The sequence below is a fragment of the Halomarina halobia genome (assembly GCF_029338575.1).
Classification (GTDB): Archaea; Halobacteriota; Halobacteria; order Halobacteriales; family Haloarculaceae; genus Halomarina; species Halomarina halobia.
In genome coordinates, this window is the sequence record NZ_CP119992.1 from 1,688,817 (window position 1) to 1,711,080 (window position 22,264).

A 22,264-nucleotide genomic window follows, 5' to 3' on the forward strand; every position below is an offset into this window, starting at 1 on the left:
CCTTCCCGTCCGAGCGCCTTAGGTGGGGACCACTCAGTCGGGGGGCTCGCCGGCCAGATAGGCCTCGATCGCGGCGCGGTACCCCTCCCGGTAGGTCGGGTAGGTGAACTCATAGCCCAGCTCGCGCAGGCGGTCGTTCGAGCAGCGCTTGCTCGTGAGGATCCGCCGCCGCGCCGCCGCAGAGAGGTCGTCGGCCGCCAGGCGCTCCTCCTTCGTCCGCTTCGGCGGGCGCTCGACGCCGCACTGGTCGGCGAGCCAGTCCGCGAACTCCCACTTCGGGGCGGGTTCGTCGTCCGCGGCGAGCAGCAGGTCGTCCGGCGGGCGCTCCTCCAGTACGAACCGGAGGACGCCCGCCGCGTCGTCGCGGTGGATCATGTTCAGGTACCCCTCGGTGACCGGCCCCTCGAGGTACCGGCGGAGGCGGTAGCGGCCGGGGCCGTACAGCCCCGCGAAGCGGACGACCGTCCCGTCGATCCCCCGCTCTGCGGCCTCCTCGCGGGCGACCCGCTCGGCCGCCGCCAGCACGCGCGTCTTCTCGGTCGTCGGGTCGATCCGCGTCCCCTCGTCGACCCAGTCGCCGCCGTGATCGCCGTAGACGCCCGTGCTGGAGGTGTAGAGAAGGCGCTCCGGCGGGTCCTCGCGCGCGGCGAAGTGCTCGACGACCGTCCGCAACCCGTCCACGAACACCCGCCGGGCGGCGTCGGCGTCGCGGCCGCCGGAACTGGCCGCGAAGACGACGGCGTCGACGTCGGGGACCGACGCGAGCGACTCGGCGTCGGTCACGTCCGCCCGCACGGCGGCCGCCCCGGTCGCCTCGACCGCGGCCAGCCCGTCGTCGGAGCGTCGGACGCCCGTCACGTCGTGGCCGTCCAGTCGACGACAGAGTTCGAGGCCGACGTAGCCACAGCCGAGGATGACAGTTCTCACTGGCGACCCCCGGCCGCGTCTCGGCGCGGCCATACACCGGAGCCGGGGCGGACGGCAGTTCTCACCGGCGACCCTCCGTCATCTCCCGGGATGACGGATCACCGGAGCCGGGGCGGACGACAGTTCTCACCGACGACCCCCGGCCGCGTCTCGGCGCGGCCGTACACCGGAGTCGAGGGGGTATACGGGGACTCACGGCTTGCGCCTCTCGATGGCCTGCTGGACGAGGGCGAGTTCCGAGAGCGTCATCGGGAAGCGGCCCTCGATCTTCTGCTGGATCTCCTTGGCCTCCAGCTCGCCGTCGAGTTCGCTCTCCAGCGTCTCGACGTCGAGGACGGCGATCGACATCCCCATCATGAGGTCGTCGAGCACCTCCATGCGGATGGCGGACGCGTCGGGCGCGTCCGCCGGGAGGGCGAGGATGGCCGCCGCCTCTTCCAGCGTGAGGTCGGGCGAACCGCCCGCGGCGAGCGCGTCGACCGCCTCGCGGGGGACGCCCGCCTCCCGCGCGGCCTCGGCCGCGCCGACCGTCTCGACAGTCTCGCGCAGGCGGTCGTCGTAGCGGGCGCGCAACTCCTCCGGCGTGAGCGCGCCGGGGTCGTCAGCGACGTTCTGGAGCATGGTCCCCCTTCGCCGGCGCGGCATAAGTGCGTTCACGTCCGCTCCCCGTAGCCCGGCGAGCGCTCGTCCGCGTCGCCGTCCAGGTCGCCGACGCCGCGCCGGCCGGGTGGGACGACGACTACGACGGGAACCCGCGTCTCGAAGGCCACCCGTTCGGTCCGCCCGAGGCGCTCCTTCGCGCCGTCGCCGTCCACGTCGAGACGGACGAGGCGCTGCTCGCGGACGTACGCGGTTTCCCTCGCGCCGCGACGAGAGCGCACCGCCAGCCGCTCGTACGCGCCGCGAACGTCCACGTCCCAGACGTTGACCGTGGCGTACCAGTAGCCGGGGACGGGCGCGACCGGGAGCCCCGTCGGGATCGACGCGAGCGTGCGATTGAACCGGGCGAGCGTCCGGTTGACGCCGTACTCCGTCGCCCGTTTCGCGCCCTCGCGGACCGCCGATCGGACGACGCCCGCCGACTCGCTCACGGTCGACTCCGGCGGCCGGGCGGCGTCGGACGCGAGCGCGTCGTCGACGGCGACCCGGAGTCGCGCCGCGAGCCGCTCGCGCTCGCCGGCGGTCGCCCCCGGCGTCTCGGCGACGACCGCCCCGACGGCCGATCCGTTCGTCAGCGCCAGCGCGCGCGCGGCGGGCGTCCGCCAGCGCGACAGCCCGCGGTCGACGACCGCCTCAGGCGACTCGTCGGTCAGTCCGATCCCCTCGGCCGCGAGGGCGGTCGCCATCCGACCGCGGACGTGATCAGTCGCCGCCGCCACCTCGCGGCGGAGGGCCGGATCGCCCCGGCCGGCCGTCGCCCGGCGCTCCGCGCGGAGCGTCGTCGCGGCGGTGCGCAGCGAGACGCGCTCCGGACCGAGGAGGCCGCGCGTGACGGCGTCGGCCACGTCGCCGTACGGGACGGTGAACAGGTTGGTGTTGCGCGCATCGAGCGGCGTCACCCGACCCCGTCCGGCGACGCCGAGACGCTCGCGGGACACCGGATCGAGGGACAGGTACGTCGGCGCGGTCTCGACCGAGAGCGAGAGCGGACCGCCGAGTCCGCGATCCGTCGGCGGTCGAGACGACGGCGGGTCGTCGCTGACGGCCAGCACGCCGCGGAGCCGGTCGAGCGATCCGAAGTCGGCCTCCGCGAGCGCCCCGTTCAGGTTACGCCGCGTCCGGTCCCGGGCCGCCGCGCGCTCGTCGAGGCGCGCGAGGACGCGATCCAGGTACGCCCGACGGACGGCGACGCGCACCTTGTCGGCGACGCCCGCGTACCGGGGCGGCGCGCCGAGCAGTTCGGCCCGCCGCGCGCGGAGGCGGTCCGCCAGCCGCGCCGAGGGGTTGGCGTCGTACGTCGCGACGGCCGCGCGCGGGAGCGTGACGGACTCGGACCGGACGCGCTCGTGGAGCGCCGCCAGGTCGCGCCGGAGCCACGGCCGGAGGCCGTCGGGGCGCGCCCCCGCGAGGCGGACCGGCCGCCGGTCGAACGTTCCGGTCACGGCTCGGCGCGCGAGCGCGTCGGGCCCGCCCCGCGACGCGACGAGGCGGCCCGTCGCCGCCTCCGGAACGCCGGCGAGGTTCGGCCCGGCGAGCGGTCCGCCGCGCTCGTAGACGCGCTCGACGCCGAGCCGGGGCACTCGGGAGTCGGGGGAGTGTCGTCCGGCCAGCGCGATCGAGACGGCGTGGCGCTCGGTCCGAACGCGGCGCGTGGTTCGCCGTTCCGACCCGCGCCGCCAGCGGGAGACGGTCGTGCGCGTCACGACCACCCGCCGCTCGTACCGCTCGAACGTCCGCCACCCGGACGGGACGCGAGCCGAGACCGCGCCGTCGCCGTCGAGGACGCGGCGGTCGGTCGTCCGCCGGCGGTCGACGAGCGTCCAGTTGCCGCCGGGGACGGTCGTTCCCGCGTCGGATACGTCGATCCGCGTCGCGCGGACGAACAGGCGCGCGTCGGCCGCGTAGCCGCGACCGACGACGCTCGCGAGGGACGACGCGTCGCTCCCTCCGAGCACGTCGATCAGCGCCCGGTCTGCGCTGTGGTTCGCCCGAACGGTCACCGTCCCGTCGCCGACGAGGCGCTCGGAGGCGAGGGCGACGCCGTCGGCCCGCGTCGCCTCCTCGACGACGCCGACGGCCGCGTCGGTCCAGCCCGCGTCGATCCCGCCCGCCCTGAGGAGGTCGGTCGCCGCGACCCGCGCGGCACTGCGGGCGACCGCCCGTTCGCCGCCGTTCGCGGTCGCGCCGAGCGTCGTCCGCTGGACGGCGAGCGCGCCGGCGTTCGTCGCGACCTCGACGTGGCGGTTGGCGACGGCGTTCGCGACGGGTGCGCCGGCGTACTGGGCGTAGCCGCGCGTCCAGGCCAGCGCGTACAGTTGAACCGCGAGCCGCCGCCCGAGGCCGTCTTCGAGCGGTCCGGCGTTCAGCGCTCGCTCGAACGCCGTCACCCGGTCGTGGAGCGCGAGCGCGGGCGAGGCGACGGTGACGGCGGGCGAGACGCGCCGCTCCGCGACCACACGACCGCCGCGCTCCGCCCGCACCGTCACGCCCCGAAACCGGACGCGGAGGGCCGTCCCGTTCGGCCCGGTCCGCTCGACGTCGACGCGGCGCTTCGCCGCGCGCAGATCGGCCGGCGACCGGACGGCCGGGAGGGAGACGGACGCGCTCACGCCGTCGCGGCGCTCCCCGACGCGAGAGAGGTACGAGCGCGCTGCGAGGTACGCGCGGATCCGGAGGGCGTCGCGAAACGGCGACGAGTCGTTCACGACGCGCCCGTAGGGCGTGTCGACCGGCTCGGTCACCGGATCCGCCGCCGCCTCGCGCGCGGCGACGACGGCGGCCTGTCTGAGCGCCGTCTGCGCGGCGGCGGTCGTCGCCTCCACGACCCGGTCCACTGCCGGCGTCTCGCGCCGGCTCGGTCGGTCGGTGGCGACGATGGCCGCGCTCCCGACGAGCAGGAGGACGGCGACGAGCGCGAACGGGACGCGGCCGCGCCGATCGTCGGCCAGCCTCACGGCGACCACGTCCGGATCACGATCCGTATCTCCCCGACGGTCACCGCTCGCGCCGCGCGGTCGGGCGACGCGAACCGCTCCCGGAGGTCAGCGGCGAACCGAGCCGCGAGCGCCCCCCGGAGCCGCTCGCGAGTCGCGGTCAGGTTCGCCGACGCCGGACGATCGGGAGCGACGGTCCGTCCGCCGAGCGCCCGATCGAGGCGGCGAAGCCGCTCGACGAGCCGGGTTCTGGCGCGCTCGTCGTAGCGGGCGCGTCGGAGCAGGGACTGCGGCGCGACGACGGCGACGACCGACTCGGCCGCCGCGCTCCCGAGAGCGTCGTACCCGGGTGCCGCTCGCGTCGGGGGGACCGCACCGGAGGGGAGAGGTGCCGGGATCGTCGTCGCGGCGGCGTCGACGGTCGCGGACGCGGGGGGCGTCCCCCCGACGACGACCCGTCCGGCGGCGGGCGCTCCGGAGTACGGTTGCCAGCGGGCGATCACCTGCGCGCGCGCCGCGCGATGGCGGGCGACGCGGGCGACGGCCCGCTCGACGGCGCGACGAGTGGCGGGGTCGGGTCGGCGGAGCGCGGTCCCCTCGAATCGAGCGCGATCGACCGTCGCGCGCGCGAGCAACTGCGCGGGCGTCCCGTGGAGCGTCCGGTTCCCGCCGTCGGCGGAGACGGTGACCGTGCTCGTCTGGAGCGCCGCGGCGACCTCGTCGGCAGCGTCGTCGGTCGTGGCGGGTGACGGAGCCGTGAGGAGGCCGACGGCGGCCGAGACGAGGACGAGCGCGAGCGCGACGTCCACGACCGTGCTCTGGCCTCGCGCGCTCACGGCCACACCACCACCGAGAGCGTCCCGGGGACGACCCGCCCGGGGGACAGGCGAACGCTCACCGGACGGGTCGCATGGGGAGCCGTCGACGGGGCGGCCGGGCCGAGGTGCCAGCGCTCGCCGCCGGCGGAGAGCGTGGCGTTGAGCCGGTAGCCCGCCGGCGCGGCGTCGGTCACGGCCGGGAGGTCGGCGGGCGTCGCGACGCCGGCGGGCGCGACGAGCGCGACCGCCCGGTCGGCTGCGGTCGCCGCCGTCCCACCGTCGTCCGCGTCGGGGGCGACTGATTCGACGGCGACGCCCGCGTAGAGGCTCACGGCGAGTGAGAGGGCGACGAGCGCCACCAGCGCCGCCACCGGCTCGACCTGCGCCCTACGCCCCGACGAGCGTGACATCGACGCCCCTCCAGCGGACGTGTCTGACGAGCAGTCGGTCGGCGGCAGTGCTGACGACCGGCGCGCGCTCGCGGGCCGCGGCCGTCGCCCGGGCCAGCGAACGGGCGGACTCGAAGACGGCCTCCGCCGGCCGGCCGGCGAGAACCCGGGCGAGCCGAGTGCCGGGCGTGACCGGCGTGACGGGGCCGTAGGCGAACGTCGCGTGCGCGCGCGCCCCGCTCCGGACGAGCGTGAGGCGGCGCGAGTCGAGTCGAACCGTCGCCCCGTGGAGGGGGTGATCGGCGGTCGCCGCGTGCGGGCTCGCGGCGACCGCGTCGACCGTGTCGGCGGCCGCCGCCGCGTCCGGCGGGGTCGCGGTCGGGAGCGCGAGCGCCACGCCGACGAGGACGACGCCGGCGAGCGCGAGGCCGACCCACGCGGCGATCGAGTCGATCGGAACGTCGAACATGGGGACGCTGGTCCCCCTCCGGTATATGAATCTACGCCCCCAGCTAGGTCAGCAGTCGCGCCCCCGCGAACGCGACGAGGTAGACCGTCGTGGCCGAGCAGAGCGCCCCGCCGACGCGGTAGCCGACGACGGCGCGGTCGAACCCGCGATCGAGACCCGCGACGAGGGCGGTCAGGAGCGCGGCGAGCAGGAGGACGTACGCCCCGACGGCGAGGCCGAGGCCGCCCGTCGGGAGGGCTACGGGGGCGCCCGCGAGCGAGCGACCGCCGAGCGCGTCGGCGAGGGCGACCGTGACCCCCGCGACCAGCGGCCCGAACGCCGCGGCGGTGTTCGAGAGGGTCGCCGTCACCCGCTTGAGGTCGCGCCGCGAGCGCCGTTCGACCGACCGGAGTTCCTCGACGTGGTCGGCCATGGCGACGACGGCCGCCCCCGCCGGGCGACCCTCGCGCGCGGCGATCGCGAGCAGGTCGGCGGTGCTCCGCACGCGCGGGCTGGGGACGGCCGCGAGCGCGCCGTGCTCGCCGAGGAACGCATCGCCGACGCCGACGCGGAGTCGTCGCTGTCGCGCGGCGGCCGCCTCCAGGACCGCACCCATCTCGCCCGTCACCTCGTCGGCCGCGAGTTCGACGCTCCGTTCGACGGATCGCCCCTCCTCGACGCGTCGGCCGACGAGGTAGAGCGCGTCCGCCAGGCCGTCCTCGACGGCACGGACCCGCCGACGGACGGCGACCACCGGTCGGTACCACGCGAGGAGGGCCGCGCCGACGCCGATCCCGGCGACGGCGAGCGGGAGCGTCCAGCGGGGGAGCGCGAGGGCGGCGAGCGCGCCGGCCGCGCCGCCAGACGCGATGCCGGCCCCGAACGCGACCGCCGCGCCGCGCCGTCGGTCGGGGACGTCGGGGTGCGCCCGCGAGACGGCGGGCGCGGGGAACGTGACGGGGCGGTGCGCGAGCACGGCGACGGCGGCGGCGAACAACAGCGCGGGGAGGAGCGCGTCGTACAGGGCGACGACCAGCGGGAGCGTCACCCGGACGCCCGCGGCGCGCCCGGCCGGGAGGACGGCGACCAGCGCGAGCGGGAGGAAGACCCCGAACGCGTAGATGGCGGAGACGGGCCCCGAGAGGTTCGCGGTCGCCTCGGTCATCCGCTCGCGCGTTCCGTCGAGGACGGCGCTGGCGGCCCGGTCGAGCGTCCGCTCGCGCTCACCGGCGGGCGCTGCCCCCGCCGCCTCGACGAGGTGCGCGGCGCGACGCAGCGCCGGGTACGCCTCCCGCCACCGCTCCCCGAACGCTCCGAGGCCCGACGCGGGCGTCCCGACGGCCCGCTCGACGTGGCGGTGGAGGCTGTCGGCGAGCGGGCCCCGCCCGGTCCGGGCGGCGAACGCCGCGGCCGTCTCCGGCGTCGGCGTCAGCCGCATCCTGAGCACGGCCCGGCTGACGAGGTCGGGCGCGGCACCGAGCGCCGCCGTCCGACGGGCGCGGGCGGCCCGGAGCGGCAGCCGACACCCGGCGACCGTCCCGAGGAACCCCGCCGCGAGCGCCGTCGGGACGAGGTGGTGCGCGCCGAGTCCGGCGGCGGCGGGTCCCCCGGCGAGGACGGCGAGCGCGAGCGCCGCGCCGACGGTTTCCGCGGCGAGGGTCGGCGAGAGGAACCGCAGCGCGCGCCGGTAGCGATCCCGCGGGACGCCGGCGAGGTACGGCGGCGCGCGGCGAGCGAGGCGGCGGATCGTCGGCAGATCCCCGCCGTCACCGTCACGGGGACGCGTTCGGCGCGGCGTCATCGGCCACGCCGTCGGTCACGCCCGCGGCGGCGGGCGTGCTCGCTCACGACGGTCGCGGCGTCGGTCAGGTCGGCGGCGGCCAGTTCGTCGAGCCACGACCGGCGGGCGTCGAGCGCCTCCCGCAGGTCGGCGTACGACTCGCCGGGGCGGGCGAGGCAGTCGAGGAGCTGACTCTCGCCGCGCTCGACGCGGCCCGTCGAGGCCAGGCCGCCGTCGCTTCGCTCGAACAGCGGCGCGAACGCGACGCCCGACTCGACGGCGCAGACCTCCTCGATCGCCGCGACGCGGCGACCCTCGGGCGTCAGCGCGCAGGTGACGAGGAGGTCGGTCGTCCCCAGCGCGCGCTCGGGGACGCCGAGGTCGGAGACGAGGCGCTCACGGACGCTCTCCCCGCCGTCGCCGTGGATCGTGCCGAGGACGGCGCTGTCGTTCGCGCCGACGCGCATCGCCTCGAACAGCGCGCCCGCCTCCGCGCCGCGCACCTCGCCGACGACGAGCGCGCCGTCGCCCAGCCGGAGCGCGGTTCTGACCGCCTCCTCGGGGGAGAATCCGTCCGCGTCCGCGTCCGCGTCGGCGCGGAGGCGCTGAACGTCCCGTCCGCGATCGCGCAGAGCGGCGACGGGGAGCTCGGGCGTGTCCTCGATCGCGACGACCCGGACGGCCGCCGGGAGTTCCCAGCAGAGCGCGGAGAGGAGGGTCGTCTTCCCCGACGCGCGACCGCCGGTGACGAGGCAGGCGGCGTCGCGCTCGACGGCGAGCGAGCAGACCGCCGCCGCGCCCGCGGGGAGCGTACCGTTGGCCACGAGCGCCGCGATCGTCCACGCCTCGACGTCGTGGGCGCGGAAGGCGAACCCGACGCCGTCGCTCGCGGGGTCGGTGACGCCGGCGACGCGGACGCGGCGACCGCCCGCCGTCGTCACCGCGTCCAGCGTCGGACTCGCCCGCGAGAACGCCCGACCGCTCGTCCGCCGGAAGCGCGAGGCGAGCGTCTCGACGCCGCGCTCGGTCAGCCCGACGTTCGTCCGGAGGGTCTCGTCGCCCCGGCGAACGCGGAGGGGCGCGGCGTCTGCGGGGGCGGTCACGAACACGTCGGAGCAGTCGGGGTCGGCGAAGAAGTCGTCGAGGACGCCCGCGCCGGCGGTGTGCTTCTCGAGCACTGCGGCGAGACGTTCGACGGGCACGTTCGCGTCCTCGCTCGCGTCCGCGACCGCCCGGACGGCGCGCCCGGCGGTGCGGTCGCCGGGCGCGTCCCCCGCGGCCAGCCGCTCGTATGCGGCGGCGAGCGCGGCGAGGGCGTCGTCGGCGAACGCGTGCTCGGGAGGGACGAGGTGGTAGAGTCGGAGTTCGTCCCCCGGCCGCTCGTAGATCCGGGCGACCGCACCCGTGTCGAGGTCGCGCCGCTCGACGAGGCGCGCGTCGGACGGCGGGCGGACGGCGACCCGGGCACGGGCGACGGTCGGCCCGACGCGCGGGCGAAGGGCGTCCTCGTACCCCTCGGCGCGGGCCGCGCCCTCCGCGAGCCCCGTCTCGGCGGCGATGCGGGCGAGCGCCCCCGCGCGGCCGGTCGCCTGGCGGGCGGCGAGGAGTGGATCGCGGCGGGCGCGCTCCGCGAGCGCCTCGTCGCGGTGGGCGACCGCCTCGACGAACCGACCGGCGGCGAGGAGGAGGGCCGCCGCGTCCTCCTCGTAGGACCGCTCGACGCCCGCCGCGCGGACGAGCACGGCCTCGGCGTCGCGACGGGCGAGCGCGTCGACGACCGTCTCGCGGCAGTCGGGGCTGCGCTCTACGACGCCGCCGCCGTCGCAGTCGCTCGCGTCCACGACGAGACGGTCGCCGTCCGCGCGGGGGCGGCAGGCGCAGGCGGGCGGCGACCCGCGACCGAGGGAGCCGAACCGGAACCAGGACATGGGTGGGCTGGTCCCGGTTTCGGTTATAAATCTGTGTCCGGACGACGGCGACCGCGCGACCGCCGCGGCGCTCGCAGGCGACGCGGAGGCGGTGGCGACCCGGTCCGCGCCGTTCTATCGGGCGGTCGAGCGCGACCGGTCCGTCGAACGGCAGGCGACGTCCCGCGCCGCCGCGAACCCGCCAGCGGACGCCGCGCGCGGTGACGCGAACCCGCGCGACGCCGGCGCGGCCCAACGAGCGGTCGGGGAGCGCGAGGGTAACGACGCGACGCGCGCCGGGGGCGACGGGGTCGCTGTCCGCGCAGACGCGCTCGGTCGCGGCCGCGAGCGCGAGCGCCTGCCGTTCGACGGCCGCGTCGCTCGCCGCGACCCGCGCCCGCTCGACGGCCGGGAGGGACGCGCCCACGAGCGCGAGGGCGAGCAGGACCGCGAGGACGACGCGGAACACTACAGGGCGTTCCGGAGGCGGGCGAGCGCCCCGTCGACCTCGTCGCCGTCGGTGGCGTCCTCCGCCGAACTGCCCGCGGCGTTCGGCTCGGTCGTCGACTCGGCGGACGGCGAGGCGACGGCGGGCGAGACGGCGGACGGCGGAGCGGCGGACGCGGCACCGCCGTCGGAGGCGAGGTCGGGCGACCGATCCGCGTCGTCGAGCGATTCGACGGCGGCGAGGGCGGCGTCCGCGCGCCGCTCGACCGCCCGGTTGACGTGTCTCACCTCGCCGACGTAACCGCGGAGCGCCTGCACCGCGGCGTCCAGTTCGTCGACGCGGTCGTCGAGTTCGTCGACGCGGTCCTCGACCTCGGTCAGCCTGGCCGCGACGCGCGATGTCTCGCTCAGATCGGGGAGGTCGCGGCCGTCGGTGAGCGCACGTTCGAGCGCGTCGACGCGAGCCGAGAGCGTGTCGTCCGTCATCGGGTCGGAGTGGCCCCGTTCCGGTACTTGAACCTTCGGCCCCCGAGTCGCGACAGTGTTCGGATGAGGAGCCGACCACCACCGGTTCCGCTGGCGGATCGACCGCCACCCTGGCGGATCGAAAGGGCAAGGTACGCTCGACGAACCCCGGCGACGTAAGCACGTGAGCGAACAGCGCGAGCGAACGCGCGCGACGAGCCGCGGGAGTCGAGCGTACCGAGGGTTTACAGGCGGGAACGTCGCCGCTTCCAGTTTCCCCACCTATCTAACCACTACCCTCAGTCACGGTGAGGGCGTGACTGAGGACACCTCGAACGTTCAACCCGCGGCGGTGGATCCGCGGCGGTGGATCGGCCAGCCGCCGCGGGTGGGCTTTCGAGAGGTCTCATAACAGACGACGGCAGAGCTCACAGGCATATCCGAACACTACCTCAGTCGCGACCCGCGAGGACGACGTTGACGATCGCGCCGAGCAGCAGGACGAGCGCGGAGACGTACAGCCACGTGACGAACAGGACGATCCCGGTGAGCGCGCCGTACAGGGAGGTCCCGACGGTGGCCGCGTAGACCTCGAAGACGACCCCCAGGAGGGTCCAGCCGCCGGCGCTGACCACCGCGCCGGGGACGATCTCCGGGAGCGACACCGGGGCGTCGGGGAGAAAGTAGTAGAGCGGGACGAGCACGAACGCGAGCGCCAGGAACTGGGCGATCAGGTTCACGACGCCGAGCCCGAGGGGGGATCTGACGCCGACCACGATGTCGATCCCGGCGAGGATGGCCGCGATCGCGACGACGGTCACGAGGACGACGGCGGCGTCGCGGAACTGTCGGAGGACGTCGTTGTCGTCGGACGTGCCGTAGACGATTGCGAAGGCGGCGTCGATGCCGCGAAAGAGCCGGATCGCGGCCCAGAGAAGGACCAGCGAGCCGAGCGCGAACGCCCCTTCGCGACCGCTCGCGTCGCTGACCGTCTCGCGGATGGCGCTGCGACCGCTGGGCGAGAGCATCGCCCCCGCCTGCCGGAGGACGAACTCGGCCAGTTGCTCGCCCACGACCGCGGTGAGGACGACCACGGTGAGCACCAGGAGCGGCACGAGCGAGACGAGCGCGTAGTAGGCGATGCCGGCGGCCGCGAGGGAGAGTTCGCGGGTGCGCGCGACCGCAGCGATGCGTTCGAGCGCCTCGCGCGTCGTCCGCGGCGGCCGGTTCATGCTCACCGATGGGGGCCCAGACGGGTAACTGTACGCGAACGTCCCGACTGACGAATCGTGAGTTCTCGGTCGTCGGACGAACGCTCGACTCCGATCAGCGCGCGAGGCTGGAGCCGTCGAACGACGTGCGGTCGTACTCGACGTCCATCAGGTCGAGGATCGTCGGCGCGATGTCGAGCAGGTCAGCGTCGCCGACGCGCGCGTCGGCGTCGTCGATGAACAGGCAGGCGTTGCTGAAACTGTGCATGCCGTTTCGCGGGCCGACGCCGAACACGTCGCCCGTCCCCTTGAACCCGGCCTTGAGGTCGAAGCCGTGGTTCGGGATCACGACGAGGTCGGGCGCGATGTCGTCGTGCGCGCCGCGGAACGCCTCCTCCTTGGTGACGACGCGCTCCGCGACTGCCGTCCCGTTGGGGCCCTCGAGCGCCTCGAGTTGCTCCTTGAGTTCGTCGCGGACAGACTCGTAGTCCTCCTCGCTCACGCTCCCGCGCGGCTCGCGACCCTCCAGGTTGACGTAGAACCGGCCGGGGATGAGCGAGTAGGCGCGCGTGTCGTCGGTGATGTCGCCGAGTTCGCTCGGCTCGTCGCCCTGGAAGTCGAGCCAGCCCTCCTCCACCAGCCACTGGTTGAAGTGGACCTCGTAGTCGAGGCTGGTGAACCCGTGGTCCGAGGCGACGACCATCGTGGTGTCGTCGTCGAGCATTTCGCGGAGCTGGCCGAGGTAGTCGTCCACCTTGCGGTAGAAGTCCATGAACAGCTCCTTGTTCTCGCCGTCGCGCTCGTAGTCCTTGAACAGGAAGTGGTTGACCCGATCGGTCGTCATGAAGACGCCGAAGAAGAGGTCCCAGTCGTCCTGCCGGATGTAGTGCTTGAACGCCTCGAAGCGCGCGTCGATCGTCGCGTGGGCGTCCTCCATGAACTCGGACTTGTCCTCCTGGTGGCCGAGTTTCGCGTTCACGTCGATTCGGTAGCCGAGTTCCTGAAGCGTCTCGCGCAGTTCGTCGGGGTAGGCGGCCTTGTCGACGCTCGGCGAGAGGAAGCCGCTCACCATCCGCTGGACGTTACGCTGGGGCGGGAACGTGACGGGGACGTTCATCACCGTCGCGTCCCGGTCCGCGGCTTGAACGCGGTCCCAGAGGCGCGTCGCCTGCACGTCCCGACCCATTGGAACGTACGTGTCGTACGAGCCGTTTTCCCGGTCCTGAAAGCCGTAGACGCCGGTCTCGCCGGGGTTGACCCCAGTCGTGAGCGCGGGCCAGCAGGCGCTGGACTCGGGCGGGACGATGCTGTCGATCGCCCCCGCGGTCCCCTCGGACGCGACGGCCGCGAGGTTCGGAAACTCGTCGGTGTGGTCTCTGAGCAGGCTATAGGGGACGCCGTCGATCCCGAAGAAGGCGACTTGTGGCCCATCATCGCCGCGAAGGCGGTCGAACAGTCCCATGGTATCGCTACCGTCGCACTCCCACAAGAAGGTTCTTTTCGCCGTCAGGGGTTGCGGGGCTTTCTGCCCGCGTCTCGCCGCCTGTGGTAAATCGGAAGCACACTGAATGCGACCGTGCCGGATCGGGCCGGATCGGACCGAATCGATCGAGCCGCACTGCATCGAACCGCTTCGGATTGGCCGGGTCAGCGACTGCGCGGGGAGTCGCGTCGAGTGCGGTCGACGCGCGGATCGAAGTTCTCGGGGACGACCGTCAGGTGGTGGCAGCCGAACGGCTCGGTGGTGGACATCACGAGCGGTTCTAGCCGGCTCGAACACAAGTAATTACCCATAATTATAACACATTCCGGACGACGCCGCGATTACCGCGGGGTATCGCGAGGGACGCGGTCAGGCGAAGTTCCGCTCGTAGAGGTCCTGTGCGTGCTCGATGGCGTCGAGCGCGGCCTGCCTGCCCTCCCAGCCCAGCGTCTCGACCTCCTTGCCGGCCTCGAGGTTCTTGTAGGTCGCGAAGAACTCGTCGATCTCGTCGCGCTGTTGCTGCGTGATGTCGTCGAGGTCCCGAACGTGGTCGAAGCGCGGATCCTCCGTCGGCACGGCGATGACCTTGTCGTCCTGTTCGCCGTCGTCGTCCATCTTCATGAGGGCGACGGGACGCGCCTCGATGATGCACCCGGGGAACGTCGCGTCCTCGACGAGCACGAGCACGTCGAACGGGTCCTCGTCGTCGTAGTAGGTGCGGGGCATGAACCCGTAGTCGGAGGGGTAGTGGACGTTCGAGTGGAGGACGCGGTCGAGCACGACGCCGGGGACGTCCTTATCGTACTCGTACTTGTTCCGCTCGCCCTTCAGGCACTCGATCACCGCGTAGACGGTCTCGGGTGCGTTCGGACCGGTCTCGAGGTCTTCCCAGAGATTAGCCATCACCGAACGTGAGACAGATGGCCAAAAAGTACTTTCGGCCTCCCGTTCCATCAACGACAGGGACATTCACTTTCGAAAGGCCTATATAAAGGCAGAGGATGTGAAACTGTTAATACGTATAGATACGTCCGCAGTAACGCGAAAACGATTACAAATCCATGGATAGTTGAGAAGTTTTATATACCGCCATGACATTTATCCACTTATGTCAGAGGCACAGTCAGTCTCCGGCGAACCGGGCATCGGGCGGGAACTCACCGCATTCCAGCAGAACATCCTCGTCATCCTCTCCGAGGAACCGCGTTACGGGCTCGCGATCAAGCGCGAGCTGGAGGACTACTACGGATCGGAGGTCAACCACGGACGGCTCTACCCGAACCTCGACGACCTCGTCGAGATGGAGCTCGTCGAGAAGAGCGAACTCGACAAACGCACGAACCAGTACGCGCTGACCGAGAAGGGAAAGCAGGCCGTCCTCGGCCAGCTGGGCTGGATCTTCTCGCGGTTCGTGACCGACGCGGAGCGCGCCGACGAGCTCCGCGCGCTGGTCGACGCCGCGGAGTAAGTCGTACTGCCGGCCGTCCGTCGCGGGCAGCGTTCGTCGACCGACGAACGCTCGACGGGTGCGGCCGACGCCGTCAGAACTCGCGCGCCGTTTTTATCGTCAGGTCGACCGACTCCTCGACTACCTCGCGCTGTCTCTCGTCGGGCCACGCGTTGCGCGGGAAGTACTCGGCGAGGAACTCCGTCCGCGTCCGCGCGGTGGCCGCCTCGATGGGTTTCGCGTAGTGGTTACCCATGAAGTCCGCGAACGCCGCCGCGTTCTTCCCGTGGACCTCCCCGTGCTCCGCCGCGACCCGCGCGACGACCGCGCGGTTGTGCGCCTCGACGGCCTCCCAGTCGGTCCCGTCGCCCGGACCCTCGAGCGGTCGCTCTATCGCGCGATCGGTGTCGTCGATACGGTCGAACCGGACGGTCCCGTCCTCGACCCACTCGGCGGGGTAGAGCACGAGCGTCGCGTCCTCCTCTCTCACTCGAGCCGTGAACCCGTGCTCGGCGAGCAGGTCGTCGCGCCTCGCGCGCGCGGCCTCGGCCTCCCGCTCGTCGACGGCGTCGCGCGCAAGTCGGGTCAGTCGCGTTGCCTCCTCTACGGCGTCGTCAGGAACCCCCGTCATCGAGTGCCTCGTTCGCCAGGTCGTCGGCGCGGTCGTTTATCTCCCGCGGAACGTGTCCGAGCGACCAGTCGTCGAACTCGCGGAGGAGCTCGTGGACGCGGACGCGCCGCTCGCGCAGTTCGGGGTCGTTCGTGTTCCACGCGCCCGTCACCTGCTTGACCACGAGCTGCGAGTCACCGCGGATCTCGACGGTGTCGAACCCGAAGTCGGCGGCGACCTCGAGCGCGCGGATGAGCGCCTCGTACTCCGCCTGGTTGTTGGTCGCGCGTCCGATGCGCTCGCCGCCCTCGGCGGCGATGCCGTCGCCCGTGACGACGACCCACCCGACCGCCGCCGGACCGGGGTTGCCGCGCGCCGCGCCGTCGAAGTAGACGTGCGCGCGGCCGCCGCCGTCGCGCAGGAGCCCGACCAGCCGCCCGGGCGCGCCCCCCTGCACGACGACCTTGTCGTCGTACGCGACGGCCGTCGCTCCCTCGTACTCCGCGCGCCAGCGCTCGTGCTCCGTGTTCCCCGGTTCGACGGTGACGCCCGCCCCCGCCAGGCGCTCGCGCGCCTCGTCGGGGTCGCACTCGATGACCGGCATACCCCGACTCCCGGCGGGAGTCGCAAGTCGGTTCCGATCGGCGACGCGGATACCGCGGGTGAATCGGCGTCAGACGCGTTCCCGTCGGCGAATTCTCCACCCGGCGCGTCGATTTCCACCATACAAAGTCTTAAATAGCGGAGCCGTAATACTATAAAAATGCGATGACACGGTCCACCCGTACCCGGGAGCGCGAGCAGGAGAATCACACAGAACGGGAAAATACGAGGGAATGCCCCGAGTGCGGGTCCGACCACCTTGTTAAGAGTACGGATCGAGGGGAACTCGTCTGTGACGATTGCGGTCTCGTCGTCGAGGAGGAGAAGATCGACCCCGGTCCGGAGTGGCGTGCGTTCAATCACCAGGAGCGTCAGCAGAAGTCGCGCGTCGGCGCCCCGACCACGCAGACGATGCACGACAAGGGGCTCACGACGACCATCGACTGGAAGGACAAGGACGCCTACGGCCGCTCGATCTCCTCGAAGAAGCGCAGCCAGATGCACCGGCTACGCAAGTGGCAGGAGCGTATCCGCACCAAGGACGCCGGCGAGCGCAACCTCCAGTTCGCGCTGAGCGAGATCGACCGGATGGCCTCCGCGCTGGGCGTCCCCCGCTCGGTCCGCGAGGTCGCCAGCGTCATCTACCGACGCGCGCTCAAGGAGGATCTCATTCGCGGGCGGTCGATCGAGGGCGTCGCCACCAGCGCGCTCTACGCCGCCTGCCGCAAGGAGGGCATCCCCCGCAGCCTCGAGGAGATCTCCGAGGTGTCGCGGGTCGAGCGCAAGGAGATCGGTCGGACCTACCGCTACATCTCCCAGGAACTCTCCCTGGAGATGGAGCCCGTCGACCCGAAGAAGTACGTCCCGCGGTTCTGCTCGGAACTGGGCCTGTCCGAGGAGGTGCAGTCGAAGGCCAACGAGATCATCACCACGACGGCGGAGGAGGGCCTGCTCTCGGGGAAGTCGCCGACGGGGTACGCCGCGGCCGCCATCTACGCCGCCTCGCTCCTCTGCAACGAGAAGAAGACCCAGCGCGAGGTCGCCGACGTAGCGCAGGTGACGGAGGTCACCATCCGCAACCGCTACCAGGAACAGATCGAAGCGATGGGCATCCACAGCTAACTCGCGCTCCCGACCACTACTTCTCCGCGACGCGACGCCTCCGAGCGGCGCGAACGTTTTTGTACGAAGCCGGGACCAGCGACCCCGTGCGCTGACGTTCGCCCGACGGCGCTCCGCGGGAGCGCGACACGCCGCCGTCGGGACCCCCAGACGCCGTCCGTGTCGCCCGTTCGCCAGCCGACGAGCGGCCGCCGCGTCACCGTTCCGCCGTTCCGCCGCGCCCCCGCGATCCCGCGGACGCCGGAACTGAACCTTCAAACCCGTCGGGCACCAACCCCGACCGAATGCGCCTCGACGAGTACATCGACGGGCTCGACGTGGACGAGTCGGTCCGGATGCGCCAGTTGGCGAGGGAGAAGTCCTACGCCATCACCGACTACCTCGCGGACGTCGAGCGGCGCGTCGAGGAGACGCTGCAGGGCGACTCCCTGTTCGGCAGCACCGCGCCGTCCATCTTCGTCGGGCGGTCGTCGTACCCGAACGTCTCCGCCGGCGTGCTCGCGCCCGTGAGCGACGCCGAGCACGCGGCCGACTACGAGACGAGCGGCGAGTGGTACCGCCGCGGCTTCACGATCGACGACGTGTTCCAGGCGCGGACGAACCTGCTCAACTCGACCCAGCGGACGAACGTCCACGTCGCCGACGAGTGGGACGGCTTCGTGGGCGTGCAGCGCGAGGTCGCCATCGCCGACCGCCCGGTGGACGTGGAGGTAGGCCTCGACGGTCCCCCGACGGTCGACCTCGACGCGGGGCTCGCGAACGTCTCGACGCCGACCGGCCCGCGCGCGACCGCGAAGAGCGCCGAGCTCGCCGAGAACCCCCACGTACCCCGCGCCGTGGAGAAGACCCTCTCGGACGACGACTGGCGCGCCGAGGGGGCGATGAACTACCTCTACAACCGCGGGTTCGACGTCTACGACATCAACCGCATCCTGTCGGCGGGCGCGCTCGGCACCGCGGAGAGCCGCAGGCTCGTCCCCACGCGCTGGTCGATCACCGCCGTCGACGACACCGTGGGCCAGTACCTCCGCGGGCGCATCCGCAACGCCCCGAGCGTCGACGCCGTCGAGGTGTGGTACAACGAGTACATGGGCAACCGCTTCTGGGTGATTCTCGCACCCGGGCGCTGGGAGTACGAACTCGTCGAGATGAAGGCCCCGGGGAGCATCTGGAACTACGCCCCGGACGCGAGCTACCTGGTCGCCGCGGACTACGAGGGCTACGAGGGCCGGACTGGGTACGTCGAGGAGACCGCCGGGGCGTACTACGCCGCCCGCCTGGGCGTGCTCGAACACCTCGCCGACCGGGGGCGGCAGGCCAAGGTGCTCGTCCTCCGGGACGTCACGGAGGACTACTGGGGACCGACGGGCGTCTGGATGATCCGCGAGAGCGTCAGGAACGCCTTCAGCGAGGGCGACGCGGGGCCGGGGGAAGCCGAGACGTTTCACGACGCGGTGCGGACGCTCGCGCCGGCGCTCCCGATCGACCTGAACCGCCTCCGCCGGAGTTCCGAGATGGCGTCGGGGCTCCAGGCGACACTCGGGGACTACCGATCGTGATCCTCGCCGTCTCCCCGACCGACCTGATGGTCGTCGGCCTGCTCGCGCTCGGCGCGTTCGGCGTCCCGGGAGTGCTGGCGCTCGCCTACCTGAAGTGGCGCGCGTCCAGACGCGGGTCGAAGTGACCAGAAAGCTGATACCCGCGACGATCACTCCTCTCGATATGCCGTCGCTCCCGCTCTTTCCCGGCGTTCCGGGTGGTCCGGAGCTGTTCATCGTCCTCCTCGTGTTCGTCGTCCCGCTCGCCTTCCTCCTCGTGGGCGGTGCCGCGGTGGTCGGGTTCCTCCGACGACGCTCCTCCGACGATCGGGTCCGCGAACTCGAGCGGCACGTGGAGGAGTTAGAGCGCGAGAAGCGAGAGTAGCCGGCGTCAGTTCGCGCCGTCGAGGTTCGAGAACGCCTCCTCCGCGAGCGCGCCCGTCTCCTCGATCAGCTCCCGCCACTCCTCGGAGTCGGGCGCGACGCCGACGAGCCGACCGATCCGCATGATGCTCAGGTGATAGACGTGCTGGACGCCCGGCTCCTCCTCCCAGACGACGACGTTACAGGGGAACAGCCCGCCGGTCTTCAGGCTCATGTCGAGCGCGCGATCGGCCATCGCCGGGTTGCACGCGCCGAGGACGTAGTACGGGTCCCGATCGGCGTCCACCTTCTCGTTCAACAGCTCCGAGGGCGAGAACTCGACGGGGACGCCGAACCCGGCCTCGACGAACGTCTCGCGGACGTGCTCGACGGCCTCCTCGTGGTCCATGCGGAGCGTCGCCTCCTTCTCGCCGATGTCCTCCGGGTCGAGCGCCGAGGGATCGAACTCGAGACTCATCGGACATCGGTACGGCCGCCGCCGAAAAAGGTCTTACCAACTCACTGCCCGCCGTCGCGGTCCGGGCCTCCGTCCCGGTCCCGGTCCGGGGCTCGGTCGCTCGTAGAGACGGGACCGCGCCCGACGACGTCGCGGAGCGTCGCCTCGAGCGCCTCCTTCTTCGGGAAGTACGTCTCGTCGCTCTCGGCAAGGGCGTCCTCGATCGTCCGCGGCCCGTCGGGGGTTCGGATCTCGACGTTGCCGACGCGGCGGACGACCTCGCTCCGCTCGATGCCGTAGTGCAGCCGCGACGTGACGCGAGCGAGCGGCGCACCCTCGACGGATTCGCCCTCCCCGAGTTCGACCAGGGGTCCGGACTCCTCTTCCTCGTCAGCCATGTCGGTGGGTGCGACGGCGCGGCCATTACGCCTTTCGTTCGGACTTTTGTGGCCCCGCGCCCAACCGGGGGTATGGAAGAGTTCGAGCGAAAGCAGCTGCTCGAGCGCATCGACCGCGAGGGCGCGACGGTGGGCGCGAGCATCCCGGAGACGGTCACCGTCCAGGGCGAGGAGGTGAACCTCCGGGAGTTCGTCTTCGAGATAAAACGGCGGGATCGCGTTCCGCCGGGCGAGCGCGAGCGCGTCGACCGAGCGAAGCGGAACCTCCGACGCGAGCGCCTCCAGCGTAGACAGCGCATCGAGCGGGGGGAAGTCGGCTACGAGGAGGGGCGCGCCCTCGCCGAGAGCATCGTCGGCATCGACCGCGCGCTCGAAGCCCTCCAGAGCCTCGGTCCGGCGAACATCGAGGCCGAGGCCCGCGCGAAGGAGGCGGCGGACCAGAAGCGCTGGATGAGCTTCCTCAAGCAGGTGCTCGGCGACGACGGCGGGCGACGGGGGCGGTCGTGAGCGTCCGTAACGACGAGCTCGCCGCCCTGTTCGAGGAGTTCGCGAACCTCCTCGAGGCCCAGGACGTCGAGTACAAGCCGCGGGCCTACCGGCAGGCCGCGGAGAACATCCGCGCGTACCCCGAGTCCGTCGCGGACCTCGCCCGGCGCGGCGGGACGGACGCCGTGATGGGGGTCAACCGCGTCGGCGACGCCATTGCCTCGAAGGTCGTCGAGTACGTCGAGACGGGTGAGATCGAGGAACTCGAGGAGCTCCGCGCCGCGCTCCCCGTCGACATGGCGGCGCTGACGAGCGTCGAGGGCGTCGGCCCGAAGACCGTCGGAACGCTCTACGACGAACTCGGTGTGCGGACGCTCGACGACCTCGAGACCGCCGCCCGCGCCGGCGAGATCAGCGAGGTGCGCGGCTTCGGGGAGAAGACCGAGGAGAACATCCTCGCCAACCTCGACTTCGCCCGCCGATCGCACGAGCGCAAGCTGCTCGGCCAGGCGCGCCCGCTCGCGGACGACATCCAGCGGCACTTCGCCGGCGTGGCCGCCGTCGAGCGATCCTCGGTGGCCGGGTCGCTCCGCCGCTGGAAGCCGACCATCGGGGACGTGGACCTGCTGGTCGCGAGCGACGAGCCGGAGGCGGTCGTCGACGCGTTCACCGACTGGGAGGACGCCGACTCGGTCATCGAGGCGGGGCCGATCAAGGCGTCCGTCCGCTCGAAGGGGATCCGCGTCGACCTCCGGGTCGTCGCCCCCGAGGAGTACGGCGCCGCGCTGCAGCACTTCACGGGCAGCCGCGACCACAACATCACCGTGCGGGACCGGGCCATCGAGCGCGGGCTGAAGGTGAACGAGTACGGCGTCTTCGACGTCTCCGACGTGGACGACCCCGACAGCGGACAGCGGGTGGGCGAGCGCCTCGCCTGCGAGACGGAGGCGGACGTGTACGCCGCGCTGGACCTCCCGCTGATCCCGCCCGAGATGCGCGAGGATCGCGGCGAGGTCGAGGCCGCGGCCGAGGGCCGCCTCCCCGACCTGATCGAGGAGGGCGACGTCCGCGGCGAGCTCCACCTGCACACCACGTGGTCGGACGGGCGCTACTCGGTGCGCGAGATGGTCGAGGCCGCCGCGGAGCGCGGCTACGACTACGTCAACGTCTCCGATCACGCGACCGGCCCGGGGATGGTCGGCGGCGTCGGCCTGTCGGACGACGAACTGGAGGAGCAGCTCGCGGAGGTGCGTGAGGTGGGCGACGACGCCGACATCGAGGTGTTCGCGGGCGTCGAGGCGAACGTCGGCGAGGACGGAAGCGTCTCCGTGGGCGACGACCTGCTCGCCGAACTCGACTGCGTGATCGCCTCCCCGCACAGCGCGCTCGACGGGGACGGCACGGACCGCCTGATCCGCGCCGCGGAGCACCCCGAGGTCAACGTCATCGGACACCCCACGGGCCGGATGCTGAACCAGCGCTCGGGGCTCGACCTCGACGTGCCGCGGCTCGCGGCGGCCGCCGCGGAGGCGAACACCGCCCTGGAGATCAACTCCAGCCCGAACCGCCTCGACCTCTCGGGCGGCGCGGTGAAGCTCGCCGTCGAGCGGGGCGCGACCGTCGTCGTCAACACCGACGCGCACAGCCCGTCGAACTACGACCTCGTGCGCTACGGGGTGCACACCGCCCGGCGCGGCTGGGCGGCGGCCGACGACGTGTTGAACACCTGGGAGACCGACGACGTGCGAGCGTTCCTCGGGCGCTGAGCGACG

The 22,264-nt window shown here is 72.7% G+C and carries 23 protein-coding genes and 1 pseudogene; 7 read left to right on the forward strand and 17 right to left on the reverse strand.

Annotated features, from left to right (window positions below; all coding sequences use genetic code 11):
- Positions 1 to 33 precede the first annotated feature (33 nt).
- The 13 genes and pseudogenes from P1K31_RS08910 to P1K31_RS08965 form a co-directional block, all read right to left on the reverse strand.
- Positions 34 to 927 carry an SDR family oxidoreductase gene (locus tag P1K31_RS08910; RefSeq protein WP_276302980.1) on the reverse strand — a complete coding sequence of 298 codons (894 nt, stop codon included), beginning with the start codon at positions 925 to 927 and terminating at the stop codon, positions 34 to 36.
- A gap of 192 nt (positions 928 to 1,119) precedes the next feature.
- On the reverse strand, positions 1,120 to 1,548 hold the full coding sequence (locus P1K31_RS08915; protein ID WP_276302981.1) for a DUF5791 family protein: 429 nt from the start codon (positions 1,546 to 1,548) through the stop codon (positions 1,120 to 1,122).
- A 32-nt stretch (positions 1,549 to 1,580) separates the two neighbouring features.
- Positions 1,581 to 4,541, reverse strand: coding sequence for a DUF7286 family protein (locus tag P1K31_RS08920; RefSeq protein WP_276302982.1), 2,961 nt, complete (start codon positions 4,539 to 4,541; stop codon positions 1,581 to 1,583).
- Positions 4,538 to 5,356, reverse strand: a complete 819-nt coding sequence (locus P1K31_RS08925; protein ID WP_276302983.1) for a DUF7284 family protein — start codon at positions 5,354 to 5,356, stop codon at positions 4,538 to 4,540. The genes P1K31_RS08920 and P1K31_RS08925 overlap by 4 nt, the downstream gene beginning before the upstream one ends.
- Entirely contained in the window at positions 5,353 to 5,748 is a 396-nt protein-coding gene (locus P1K31_RS08930) for a DUF7285 family protein (RefSeq protein WP_276302984.1), read from the reverse strand. The genes P1K31_RS08925 and P1K31_RS08930 overlap by 4 nt, the downstream gene beginning before the upstream one ends.
- Positions 5,726 to 6,196 carry a DUF7283 family protein gene (locus P1K31_RS08935; protein WP_276302985.1) on the reverse strand — a complete coding sequence of 157 codons (471 nt, stop codon included), beginning with the start codon at positions 6,194 to 6,196 and terminating at the stop codon, positions 5,726 to 5,728. Before P1K31_RS08935 ends, P1K31_RS08930 begins: the two co-directional genes overlap by 23 nt.
- 43 nt (positions 6,197 to 6,239) lie before the next feature.
- Complete coding sequence (locus P1K31_RS08940; protein WP_276302986.1) at positions 6,240 to 7,976, reverse strand: type II secretion system protein; 1,737 nt, start codon at positions 7,974 to 7,976, stop codon at positions 6,240 to 6,242.
- Positions 7,973 to 9,883: an ATPase, T2SS/T4P/T4SS family gene (locus P1K31_RS08945; protein WP_276302987.1), complete on the reverse strand. Its 1,911-nt coding sequence runs from the start codon at positions 9,881 to 9,883 to the stop codon at positions 7,973 to 7,975. Before P1K31_RS08945 ends, P1K31_RS08940 begins: the two co-directional genes overlap by 4 nt.
- 94 nt (positions 9,884 to 9,977) lie before the next feature.
- A pseudogene (locus P1K31_RS22050) lies at positions 9,978 to 10,331 on the reverse strand (DUF7311 family protein); the annotation flags it as partial.
- Positions 10,331 to 10,795, reverse strand: a complete 465-nt coding sequence (locus P1K31_RS08950) for a DUF7310 family coiled-coil domain-containing protein (protein ID WP_276302988.1) — start codon at positions 10,793 to 10,795, stop codon at positions 10,331 to 10,333. The gene P1K31_RS08950 and the pseudogene P1K31_RS22050, both read right to left, overlap by 1 nt.
- Before the next feature lie 431 nt (positions 10,796 to 11,226).
- Positions 11,227 to 12,006: a YihY/virulence factor BrkB family protein gene (locus P1K31_RS08955; RefSeq protein WP_276302989.1), complete on the reverse strand. Its 780-nt coding sequence runs from the start codon at positions 12,004 to 12,006 to the stop codon at positions 11,227 to 11,229.
- Between the two features lie 94 nt (positions 12,007 to 12,100).
- Positions 12,101 to 13,447 (reverse strand): alkaline phosphatase family protein, encoded by a 1,347-nt coding sequence (locus P1K31_RS08960; RefSeq protein WP_276302990.1) that lies wholly within the window; start codon positions 13,445 to 13,447, stop codon positions 12,101 to 12,103.
- A gap of 390 nt (positions 13,448 to 13,837) precedes the next feature.
- On the reverse strand, positions 13,838 to 14,371 hold the full coding sequence (locus P1K31_RS08965; RefSeq protein WP_276302991.1) for an inorganic diphosphatase: 534 nt from the start codon (positions 14,369 to 14,371) through the stop codon (positions 13,838 to 13,840).
- A gap of 205 nt (positions 14,372 to 14,576) precedes the next feature.
- Between P1K31_RS08965 and P1K31_RS08970 the strand changes: the two genes are divergently transcribed.
- Positions 14,577 to 14,936: a PadR family transcriptional regulator gene (locus tag P1K31_RS08970; protein WP_276302992.1), complete on the forward strand. Its 360-nt coding sequence runs from the start codon at positions 14,577 to 14,579 to the stop codon at positions 14,934 to 14,936.
- Between the two features lie 73 nt (positions 14,937 to 15,009).
- Here the strand turns inward: P1K31_RS08970 and P1K31_RS08975 are convergent, their stop codons facing one another.
- Positions 15,010 to 15,546, reverse strand: a complete 537-nt coding sequence (locus tag P1K31_RS08975; RefSeq protein WP_276302993.1) for a DUF7108 family protein — start codon at positions 15,544 to 15,546, stop codon at positions 15,010 to 15,012.
- A complete protein-coding gene (gene rnhA / locus P1K31_RS08980; protein ID WP_276302994.1) occupies positions 15,530 to 16,129 on the reverse strand; it encodes a ribonuclease HI in 600 nt (199 codons plus the stop codon). The genes P1K31_RS08975 and rnhA overlap by 17 nt, the downstream gene beginning before the upstream one ends.
- A gap of 164 nt (positions 16,130 to 16,293) precedes the next feature.
- On the opposite strand from rnhA, the gene P1K31_RS08985 reads away from it, so the two are divergent.
- The 4 genes from P1K31_RS08985 to P1K31_RS09000 all read left to right on the forward strand — a co-directional run bounded on the left by P1K31_RS08985 (position 16,294) and on the right by P1K31_RS09000 (position 19,173).
- Positions 16,294 to 17,250, forward strand: a complete 957-nt coding sequence (locus tag P1K31_RS08985) for a transcription initiation factor IIB (protein WP_254543340.1) — start codon at positions 16,294 to 16,296, stop codon at positions 17,248 to 17,250.
- Between the two features lie 284 nt (positions 17,251 to 17,534).
- A complete protein-coding gene (gene nreA / locus P1K31_RS08990) occupies positions 17,535 to 18,809 on the forward strand; it encodes a DNA repair protein NreA (protein WP_276302995.1) in 1,275 nt (424 codons plus the stop codon).
- Positions 18,806 to 18,934: a hypothetical protein gene (locus P1K31_RS08995; protein WP_276302996.1), complete on the forward strand. Its 129-nt coding sequence runs from the start codon at positions 18,806 to 18,808 to the stop codon at positions 18,932 to 18,934. Before nreA ends, P1K31_RS08995 begins: the two co-directional genes overlap by 4 nt.
- Positions 18,935 to 18,972: 38 nt before the next feature.
- Positions 18,973 to 19,173 (forward strand): preprotein translocase subunit TatA, encoded by a 201-nt coding sequence (locus tag P1K31_RS09000; RefSeq protein WP_276302997.1) that lies wholly within the window; start codon positions 18,973 to 18,975, stop codon positions 19,171 to 19,173.
- Positions 19,174 to 19,179: 6 nt separating this feature from the next.
- On the opposite strand, the gene P1K31_RS09005 is transcribed toward P1K31_RS09000, so the two are convergent.
- Together P1K31_RS09005 and P1K31_RS09010 are read right to left on the reverse strand one after the other, a co-directional pair.
- Complete coding sequence (locus tag P1K31_RS09005) at positions 19,180 to 19,629, reverse strand: DUF302 domain-containing protein (RefSeq protein WP_276302998.1); 450 nt, start codon at positions 19,627 to 19,629, stop codon at positions 19,180 to 19,182.
- A gap of 41 nt (positions 19,630 to 19,670) precedes the next feature.
- The gene (locus P1K31_RS09010; protein WP_276302999.1) at positions 19,671 to 20,006 is read right to left on the reverse strand and encodes a DUF5789 family protein; all 336 of its coding nucleotides are present in this window, start codon (positions 20,004 to 20,006) and stop codon (positions 19,671 to 19,673) included.
- 72 nt (positions 20,007 to 20,078) lie between these two features.
- On the opposite strand from P1K31_RS09010, the gene P1K31_RS09015 reads away from it, so the two are divergent.
- Together P1K31_RS09015 and polX are read left to right on the forward strand one after the other, a co-directional pair.
- Positions 20,079 to 20,513: a DUF5788 family protein gene (locus P1K31_RS09015; protein WP_276303001.1), complete on the forward strand. Its 435-nt coding sequence runs from the start codon at positions 20,079 to 20,081 to the stop codon at positions 20,511 to 20,513.
- Positions 20,510 to 22,258: a DNA polymerase/3'-5' exonuclease PolX gene (gene polX, locus P1K31_RS09020; RefSeq protein WP_276303002.1), complete on the forward strand. Its 1,749-nt coding sequence runs from the start codon at positions 20,510 to 20,512 to the stop codon at positions 22,256 to 22,258. The genes P1K31_RS09015 and polX overlap by 4 nt, the downstream gene beginning before the upstream one ends.
- Positions 22,259 to 22,264: the final 6 nt, after the last annotated feature.